Origin of the sequence: Plantactinospora sp. B5E13 (assembly GCF_039871775.1) — a bacterium.
Classification (GTDB): Bacteria; Actinomycetota; Actinomycetes; order Mycobacteriales; family Micromonosporaceae; genus Plantactinospora.
Window position 1 is genome coordinate 1 of sequence record NZ_JBDPLT010000091.1, and the last position, 9,107, is coordinate 9,107.

8 protein-coding genes and 1 riboswitch are annotated in these 9,107 nt (G+C 68.8%); of the genes, 7 read left to right on the plus strand and 1 reads right to left on the minus strand.

The genetic code is table 11. From position 1 onward, the window contains the following. The first annotated feature begins 314 nt into the window (after positions 1-314). The 5 genes from ABGB05_RS36635 (at position 315) to ABGB05_RS36655 (ending at position 3,749) form a co-directional block, all read left to right on the plus strand. Positions 315-1,415 (plus strand): hypothetical protein, encoded by a 1,101-nt coding sequence (locus tag ABGB05_RS36635; protein ID WP_347658626.1) that lies wholly within the window; start codon positions 315-317, stop codon positions 1,413-1,415. A gap of 8 nt (positions 1,416-1,423) precedes the next feature. After that, positions 1,424-1,765 (plus strand): hypothetical protein, encoded by a 342-nt coding sequence (locus ABGB05_RS36640; RefSeq protein ID WP_347658627.1) that lies wholly within the window; start codon positions 1,424-1,426, stop codon positions 1,763-1,765. Next, positions 1,762-2,043 (plus strand): hypothetical protein, encoded by a 282-nt coding sequence (locus ABGB05_RS36645; RefSeq protein WP_347658628.1) that lies wholly within the window; start codon positions 1,762-1,764, stop codon positions 2,041-2,043. The genes ABGB05_RS36640 and ABGB05_RS36645 overlap by 4 nt, the downstream gene beginning before the upstream one ends. A gap of 171 nt (positions 2,044-2,214) precedes the next feature. Continuing rightward, positions 2,215-2,403, plus strand: a complete 189-nt coding sequence (locus tag ABGB05_RS36650; protein ID WP_347658629.1) for a hypothetical protein — start codon at positions 2,215-2,217, stop codon at positions 2,401-2,403. 212 nt (positions 2,404-2,615) lie between these two features. Continuing rightward, complete coding sequence (locus ABGB05_RS36655; protein WP_347658630.1) at positions 2,616-3,749, plus strand: HNH endonuclease; 1,134 nt, start codon at positions 2,616-2,618, stop codon at positions 3,747-3,749. A gap of 439 nt (positions 3,750-4,188) precedes the next feature. Here ABGB05_RS36655 and ABGB05_RS36660 read toward each other — a convergent pair whose 3' ends face one another. Beyond that, a complete protein-coding gene (locus ABGB05_RS36660) occupies positions 4,189-4,968 on the minus strand; it encodes an NAD(P)H-binding protein (RefSeq protein ID WP_347658631.1) in 780 nt (259 codons plus the stop codon). Positions 4,969-5,198: 230 nt separating this feature from the next. Continuing rightward, positions 5,199-5,436: riboswitch (cobalamin riboswitch) on the plus strand. A gap of 211 nt (positions 5,437-5,647) precedes the next feature. Between ABGB05_RS36660 and ABGB05_RS36665 the strand changes: the two genes are divergently transcribed. Further along, positions 5,648-8,032: a ribonucleoside-diphosphate reductase subunit alpha gene (locus ABGB05_RS36665; protein WP_347658633.1), complete on the plus strand. Its 2,385-nt coding sequence runs from the start codon at positions 5,648-5,650 to the stop codon at positions 8,030-8,032. Positions 8,033-8,086: 54 nt separating this feature from the next. Continuing rightward, positions 8,087-9,082, plus strand: coding sequence for a ribonucleotide-diphosphate reductase subunit beta (locus ABGB05_RS36670; RefSeq protein WP_347658632.1), 996 nt, complete (start codon positions 8,087-8,089; stop codon positions 9,080-9,082). The last annotated feature ends 25 nt before the right edge of the window (positions 9,083-9,107 follow it).

Genomic DNA, 9,107 nt, shown 5'->3' on the forward strand with positions numbered 1-9,107 from the left:
GGGGACGGCCGGGACGGCGGCGATGCGGTACCAGGTGATCGTCTACGAACACGTACAGTGCAGTCAGAAGGGTGTCGATGTCGGCAGTCACGAGCAGACAACGACACCCTTCCCTGTGTCGATACGCTAAGTCCCCCACCAGGCCAGATTTAGGACTCAATCATCTAGTGGTTCGCCCGGCAAGGGATCGACTCGGGCAGCGATGCCGACGGTGCTCCGGCACGTCCCGGTAGACATCGGGATCGGTCGAAGACCGAGCATCGGAATTGGTCAGCATCTGCTAGCGTCGGTCGCCGGGTGGCCTTGGGGGGGCAATGACCGGGTTCTATGTCGATCCGACCGGCCTGAATGGTCTGTACAACCTGCTTTGGCGGGCCTCCGGAGACGCGCGTGACGCCTTGGACTACACCAGGCGGAACTGCGACCTGAACCTGGTTGAGGTCGGCTTGCTCATGAACATGGTCGGGCCGCACCGGCAGGCGTACCAGCAGGTGACGAACGGCCTTCAGGAGTTCGTCAACCTCACCCAGGGCGCCGCCACCCAGGTCAACCTGGCCCAGCGGATGTACGCGACGTCTGACGCGGCGGCGACTGCCCGCCTTGACCAGACCTATCCGGGCGCCAAGGACCCGGGCGGCCTCGGCGGAGCGCTCGCCGAGCGGCGGCCTGATCTCTGGCCCAGCGCGCCGCGTTCGCTCTTCTCCGACGTTGCCGAGCCTGGCCAGCAGCTCGGGGCCCCGAACTATGCCTCCGGCATAGAGGAGTTCCAGATCAATCTCTTGTCCGATCTGGTCAGCCCGTCCGCATGGGCGCGGCAGGTCAGCACCTGGCTGTTCGGCGTCGATCCCTTCGAGGGGTGGGGCAAGCTCGTGGCCGGAGACTGGGAGTCGTACACGTACTGCGGCGCGGCCTGGCGCGCGGTCGGCGACGCGATGTTGGACGTCAGCCGGAACCTGACCACAGGTGCGGCCGACGTGTCGGAGGTGTGGCGGGGCAACGCGGCAGAGGCCGAGCAGGAGTTCCAGCTTGTTCTTGGTGGTGCGGCGATGACGGCCCACGGCGTGTTGGACAGGTATGCGGATCTCTACGCACAGGTGTCGGAAGCCGCGAAGAACCTTTTCGCCGCGTTGACGAATCTGCTGGGCAAGTTGCTCGACGCACTCATTATGGTCTGCGTCGCGGGTGCCGTCGGTACGGCCACGATCAAGACTGGCATCGGCGCGGTCGCGGGCTATGGAGCGGCGGCCTATTACGCGTGGCAGGCATATGATCTCTACAAGGAGATCTCGACGGTCTACGGCAACGCCGAGGTGACCTTCAAGAGCCTCGGAGCGTTGATCAGCGCGGTCGATGCCCGACTGGGCCTGGGCTCCCTTCCCCAAGTCAAGCCCTATCACCATCCTGCTCTGGACTAGGAGTGGTCTTGCCCGACGACATCTCGCAGCAGCCGTTGGCTCGTGCTCTCCTGGCCAAGCTGGCCCAGATGAGAGATGAGGACCACCCCCTTGGCGGACTCGCAAAATCCGTCCTGAGCGGGGAGCTCGGCCTCAGAGAGGCTGGCAGCCAGTCCTGGCACGGACAGGGCCTGGGTGAGGCGTTCGCCCAATACGCCGCCGACCGTCAGTGGCTTTCTACTGACCAACTCGCCGACGTCGAGCAGCAGGCTGGCCAGCTGCGTGCGGCCGGTGACGACCTGACAGTGGAACCGGACGACGTCGTTGATGTGGACGAGACTCGTTCGGGGCCCGAGAACGAGGCCCGATGAACCCACGGCACCGCTGGCAGATTGCGCTCCCGTTGATCTCAATATGCGTCATCGTGTTCGCGGCGGCAGTCCTTGGTATGACCTTCTGGCATCTGGAGAGCCTCGCCGGGCGCGTGTTACGGATCGCGATGCTCCTCGTCGCCACGGCCACGCTTGCCGTCGCTGTCTCCGTCGGAGTCCGGCCGGCCAGCGACGTGCCCTGGCCGCGTATCGGCGTGGTGGTCGCGGGACTCGGACTCACCTGTGGCCTCTCCGCGATCCATTTCGAGGTTGCCTGACCGACGAGGACGGAAGCTGACACCTCGGACGTGCGAGGTTCCGTGACGAGAGACCGACCATCGACCACAGACTGACTCGTGACGTACCCGAGCCATCGGGGAGGGGCGCCGTTGGGGACGACCGGGCCGCAGAGCGGCAGGGTTCGTTCGCGTAGTGGTTTGGCCCTTCGAATGATCGGTGAAGCGCTGCTGGCGCTCTCCCTCGTCGGGGCGCTGGTCGGGTTCCTCCTGCTTGCCGTGCGCTGGCCGATAGGCGGCGACCTACAGACGCCGATTTCCATCGTCATTTGGGCCGGCCGAGGGATCTGTGTCGCTGCGGCGTTCATGGTGCTCGGCCAGATCCTGAGCCGCAAAAGATAGTGACGGCGTGAGCCTCGGACTGGCAAAGCTTCCCGAGCGGAGCAGCACCGGCGATTTTTGCTCAAGCTTGCCGCCAGCGTCGCCGGGCGCCGGCTGCACGTCGAGGGTTGCGTACCTGCACGGGCCGTTCGGGTCCGGGAGGTCGCACTTCCTGACGTTGCTGCACGCACTGCTGCGCGGCGAGCTGGCGCCAGCCGTTCACCGAGAAGCTGATGGCCGAGTTCGAAACGGCCCAGAAGCTGTACGACGTCAAGCTGCGGATTTGCGGGCCTCCGATCGGGTACCGCGAACGCCGCGACCACCAGACCGAGGGCCGTCACCACCGCGACGACGAGTTGCAGTCCGTTGGCGTCGGGGGCAAGTGCCCGTTCGGGCGGTGTCAGATTGATCGACAGGTGTGCACACTGCTCGACGTGAAGGCGTTCGTGGGGGTGACCGACCCGGACTGGTACCGCTTCCTCGCCGCGCGGCCTGCCCTGAACGAGGTCAACTTCTGGCGACCGTCGGGCGGCACATTCCGGGCCCTGACCCCGGGGGAGCCGTTCTTCTTCAAGACGCACTACCCACACAACCGGGTGGTCGGCGGCGGCTTCTTCAGCGGGTTCGTCCAGTTGCCGATCTCGGAGGCGTGGAATTTGTTCGGCGAGGCGAACGGCGTGTCGAGTCTCGATGAGATGCGCCGGAGTGTCGGGCGGTATCGCAGAGCGCCGATCGCCTTGGATGAGGACCCGGTCATCGGTTGCATCTTCGTCCGGGACACCCGGTTCTTTCCGGCCGACGCGTTGGCCGGCCCGCCACCGGACTTCGCCTCGAACATCGTGCAGGGCAAGGGCTACGACCTGGCCACACATCCTGCGGTCGACTACTTCCACCTGCTCGTCGAGCGGCTCGTCGACCGGCCGGTCGAGATCGACATGGCCGAGCCGTGGCATCGGCCCGGCCCGGTGTACGGCGACCCCCGCCTCGCGCCCCAGCGGCTCGGTCAGCAGTCGTTCAAGGCGGTGGTGTTGGGGGCGTACGACCGCCGCTGTGCCATCACCGGCAACCGGGTCCGGCCGGTGTTGCAGGCCGCCCACATTCGGCCGCTCAGCAAGGGTGGTGAGCACCGGCTCGACAATGGTCTGCTGCTCCGGTCGGACGTGCACATCATGTTCGACCAGGGCTATCTGAGCGTCGACCCGAAACACCGGCTGCTGGTCAGCCCGCGACTTCGCAGCGAGTTCGGCAACGGCGACCAGTTTTACGCCAAGGTGGGCACCGAGATCGCGCTTCCGGAGCGGCGGGCTGACCGACCGAGCCGCGAGTTCCTGGAGTGGCACGCCGAGACGGTGTTCAAAGCCGCGTGATCCAGCAGCATGGCGGACCCGCCCGGCGACGATAGCCACGACCAGACCAGGATCACCAACCCGTACAGCAGGTCACCCCGGACTGGTACGCCGTCCGACCCGGTAGTCGGACCAGGTGATCAGGCCCCGGTCTCCGGTGTCGGTGGTCAACGCCCCGGAGCGGAACGCCCGGCCCAGCCGACCCGGCACGGGCAGCCGGAGCAGCGGTCGCCGGACGCCTCGGGCGGTCAGCCACGCTCGGGCCAGGTCCGCGATACCCGGTACCTCGGGACCGGCGTACTCCTCGACGGTTCCGGCGCGATGAGGAGGGTCCAGTTCAGAACTCCTCTGTTCCCGGAATGCCCGAGGCGCAATCCGTTCCCGGTGCTGCCCGGGCTGACCGAAACGCCGCAGTCGTCCGACTGGGATCAGCGACCCCGCGTCGACACGGTGCAGCGGGTCACCCAGGTCCGGCGGACCGTCCGGCCAGGTAGTCGGACCAGGTGATGCGGCCCCGGTCTCCACGGTCGGTGGTCAGCGCCCCGGCGCGCAGCTCCCGACCGAACCGGCCCGGCACGGGCAGCCGGAGCAGCGGCCGCCGGACACCCCGGGCGGCCAGCCAGGCCCGGGCGACGTCCGCCAGACCCAGCACCTCCGGGCCGCCGTACTCCTCGATGGTCCGGGTTGCCGGGGCGGAGATCCGGCGTACCAGGTGGGCCGCGACGTCGTGGACGTCGACCGGTTGTCCGACGATCTTCGGGTCGACCGGCAGCACCGGGAACCGGGCGAGTCTGGTCAGCGCCTCGTCGATCAGGTCGTGGAACTGGGTGACCCGCAGGATCGTCCACGGCACCGGACCGGCCGCCACGATCGCCTCGGCGTCGAGTTTCACCCGGTAGTACGACCACGGTACCCGGTCGATGCCGACGATCGAGACGTACACCAGGTGGCGTACCCCGGCGGGGCCGGCGGTGTCGACCAGCCGGCGGGTGCCGTCGACGTCGACCTGCCGGGTGTAGCCGCGCTGGTACGGCGCCGACGCGAGGTGGACCACGGTCTCGACCCCGTCCAGCGCGGCGGCCAGGCCCTCGCCGGTGGCGAGGTCGGCCCGGATCCGGTCGACGCCGTCGCCACCCTTCGGGGTACGGCTCATCGCCCGGGTCGGGTGGCCGTAGCCGGCCAGTGTCGGGGTGAGGACCCGGCCGAGGCGTCCGGTCGCGCCGGTGACCAGGACCGTCATCGCCGCCCTCCCTGGATTGTGCGCGCCGCTCCGTCGAGGGTGACCCGCCCGGCCGGTACGGCGGGGCGGTTTCGTGGACCTGTCCTTCGGATGGTGGTTGTTGCCATGCCCGGTGGACGGGACGCCGACCGTGGGTGTGACCGGCACCCGCCCCAAACTCTCCCTCGACGGTGATCATGGCGACACGCCGACACGACATCTTGGGTGTGACTTTTGGGGTGGCCCTATATATGGTGTCTCACGCAGCTGGTTCGGCCGCCGCTCCACGGCGGCCGAGGCAAGAGGGAACCCGGCGCGAATCCGGGACTGCCCCGCAGCGGTGAGTGGGAACGACCGCCGTCATCACGCACTGGGACGACGTCCGGCAACCGCCGGATGTGCCTGGGAAGCGACGGCCAGTAGGCGAACACGGGCGACCCCCGTGCCGGCCCGCGAGTCCGAAGACCTGCCAGCGCGCCGCGTACCCGTCGGTACGCGGCGGTCCGAGGCCGCGCGGGACGGCCGACGCCACTCGACGTACGCGATCGTGCGTACCCGTCGCGGTGTCGCCGTGTCCCCGCGCGCCTGCCGGACCATCCGGAGGCGAGCGCGCGAGGAGAAGATTGTGACGGTCACCGAGGTCCCGACGACCGGCCCGGAGACGGGAGACAGCGAGGCGTCCGCGTCCCGACGTCCGCAGATGCGGGTCCGTAAGCGTAACGGCGACACCGAGCCGGTGGACGTCAACAAGATCGTCCGGGCGGTGGAGCGGTGGGCGGACGACCTGACCGACGTCGACCCGCTGCGGGTGGCGACCCGGACCATCAGCGGCCTGTACGACGGCGCGACCACCGCCGAACTCGACCGGCTCTCCATCCAGACCGCCGCCGAGATGATCGGCGAGGAACCGCAGTACTCCCGGCTTGCCGCCCGGCTGCTCGCCGGCTACGTCGACAAGGAGGTCCGGGGCCAGGGGATCGCCTCGTTCAGCCAGGCGATCCGACTCGGGCACGAGCAGGGCCTGGTCGGTGACGAGACCGCCGAGTTCGTCCGGATCAACGCCCGCAAGCTCGACGACGCCGTCGACCCGGACGCCGACCGGCGCTTCGAGTACTTCGGACTGCGCACGGTCTACGACCGCTACCTGCTGCGCCACCCGACCAGCCGGCTCGTGGTGGAGACCCCGCAGTACTGGCTGCTCCGGGTCGCCTGCGGCCTGTCCCGTACCCCCGGTGAGGCGATCGGCTTCTACCGGCTGATGTCGTCGCTGGCGTACCTGCCCAGCTCGCCGACGCTGTTCAACTCCGGCACCCGGCACACCCAGATGTCCTCCTGCTACCTGGTCGACTCGCCGCGCGACGAGCTCGGCTCGATCTACGACAGGTACGCGCAGGTCGCGCACCTGTCGAAGTTCGCCGGCGGGATCGGCATCGCCTGGTCGCGGGTCCGGTCCCGAGGTGCGTTGATCCGGGGCACCAACGGGCAGTCGAACGGGATCGTGCCGTTCCTGCGTACCCTCGACGCGTCGGTGGCCGCGGTCAACCAGGGCGGTCGGCGCAAGGGCGCGGCCTGTGTCTACCTGGAGCCGTGGCACCCGGACATCGAGGACTTCCTCCAGCTGCGGGACAACACCGGCGAGGACGCCCGGCGTACCCACAACCTCAACCTGGCCAACTGGATCCCGGACGAGTTCATGCGCCGGGTCGAGGCCGACGGGGTGTGGTCGCTGTTCGACCCGGACGAGGTCCCGGAGCTGCCCGACCTGTGGGGTGACGAGTTCGACGCGGCCTACCGGGCGGCCGAGGAACAGGGCCGGTACGTCCGCCAGCTCCCGGCCCGGGAACTGTACGGCCGGATGATGCGGACCCTGGCCCAGACCGGCAACGGCTGGATGACCTTCAAGGACACCTCGAACCGGCTCTGCAACCAGACCGGGCGGCCCGGCAACGTGGTGCACCTGTCGAACCTCTGCACCGAGATCATCGAGGTCTCGAACGATTCCGAGACCGCGGTCTGCAACCTCGGCTCGATCAACCTGGCCGCGCACCTGGCCGGGAACGCCACCGATGGCGACGGGATCGACTGGGCGCGGCTGCGGGAGACGGTCCGGACCGCCGTGACGTTCCTCGACCGGGTGATCGACATCAACTACTACCCGAGCCCGCAGGCGGCGGCGAGCAACCCCCGCTGGCGACCGGTCGGGCTCGGCATGATGGGGCTGCAGGACGTCTTCTTCGCGCTCCGGATGCCGTTCGACTCGGCCGAGGCCCGGGAACTGTCGACCCGGATCGCCGAGGAGGTCTACCTGACCGCGCTGGAGACCTCGGCCGGGCTCGCCGAGGAGTTCGGCGCACACCCGGCGTACGCCGAGACCCGGGCCGCGGCCGGGCAGCTCCAGCCCGACCTGTGGGGGGTCACCGGCGTCCAGGCCGAGCGTTGGGCGGCGCTGCGGGACCGGGTCGCCGCACACGGGCTGCGCAACTCGCTGCTGGTGGCGATCGCCCCGACCGCGACCATCGCCTCGATCGCCGGCTGCTACGAGTGCATCGAGCCGCAGGTCTCCAACCTGTTCAAGCGGGAAACCCTCAGCGGCGAGTTCCTGCAGATCAACACCGCGCTGGTCCGGGAGCTGAAGGCGCGCGGGCTCTGGACCGAGGAGATCCGTACCGCGATCAAGCGGGCGGACGGCTCGGTGCAGGGGATCGAGGCGCTTCCGGCGGAACTGCGGGAGCTGTACCGGACTGCCTGGGAGCTGCCGCAGCGTTCGCTGATCGACCTGGCGGCGGCCCGGGCCCCGTACGTGGACCAGTCGCAGTCGCTGAACCTCTTCATGGCCTCCCCGGAGATCGGCCGGCTCAGCTCGATGTACCTGTACGCCTGGAAGTCCGGTCTGAAGACCACCTACTACCTGCGGTCCCGGCCGGCGACCCGGATCCAGCAGGCGACCGTCTCCCCGGTCCGGGCCGGAGTCCTCCGGGGACCGCTGGTCACCCTGCCAACCGGGGGCGCGGGTACGGGCGACGCCGTCGACGCGGCCCTGGCCTGCTCACTGGAGAACCCGGAGGCCTGCGAGGCCTGCCAGTGAGCGGCCACCCGACGACGTACCCGACCACGACCGCCGAAAGCGAGAACTGAGACCATGCTGCTCGACCCGGGTCTGGACCTGACCCTGCGCCCGATGCGCTACCCGCACTTCTTCGACCGGTACCGCGACGCGATCAAGAACACCTGGACCGTCGAGGAGGTCGACCTGCACAGCGACCTCGCCGACCTGGAGCGGCTCACCCCGGCCGAACGGCACCTGGTCAGCCGGCTGGTCGCGTTCTTCGCCACCGGGGACACGATCGTCGCGAACAACCTGGTGCTCAACCTCTACCAGCACGTCAACTCGCCGGAGGGCCGGCTCTACCTGTCCCGCCAGCTCTTCGAGGAGGCGGTGCACGTCCAGTTCTACCTCAACCTGCTCGACACGTACGTGCCGGACGAGACGGAACGGTTCGCGGCGTTCGCGGCGATCGACAACATCCCGTCGATCCGGCGCAAGGCCGAGTTCTGCTTTCGCTGGATCGACTCGATCTTCGAGCTGCGCAAGCTGGAGACCCGGGAGGACCGGCGGGCGTTCCTGCTCAACCTGATCTGCTTCGCCGCCTGCATCGAAGGGCTGTTCTTCTACGGCGCCTTCGCGTACGTCTACTTCCTGCGGTCCCGGGGGCTGCTGCACGGGCTCGCCTCCGGCACCAACTGGGTGTTCCGCGACGAGTCGATGCACATGGCGTTCGCCTTCGACGTGGTCGACACGGTCCGCCAGGAGGAGCCGGAACTCTTCGACGCCGAGCTGGCGGAGCAGGTACGGCAGATGCTCGCCGAGGCGGTCGAGTGCGAGGTGCAGTTCGCCGAGGACCTGCTCGGCCAGGGGGTGCCCGGGCTCTCCCTGCCGGACATGCGGGAGTACCTGCAGCACGTCGCGGACCGCCGGCTGGCCCAGCTGGACATCGCGCCGCTGTACGGATCGGGCAACCCGTTCGCCTTCATGGAGTTGCAGGACGTCCAGGAACTGTCGAACTTCTTCGAGCGGCGGGTGTCGGCGTACCAGGTCGGGGTGACCGGGACGGTTCGGTTCGACGACGACTTCTGACCCGGATGCCGCGCGGCGGGCGACC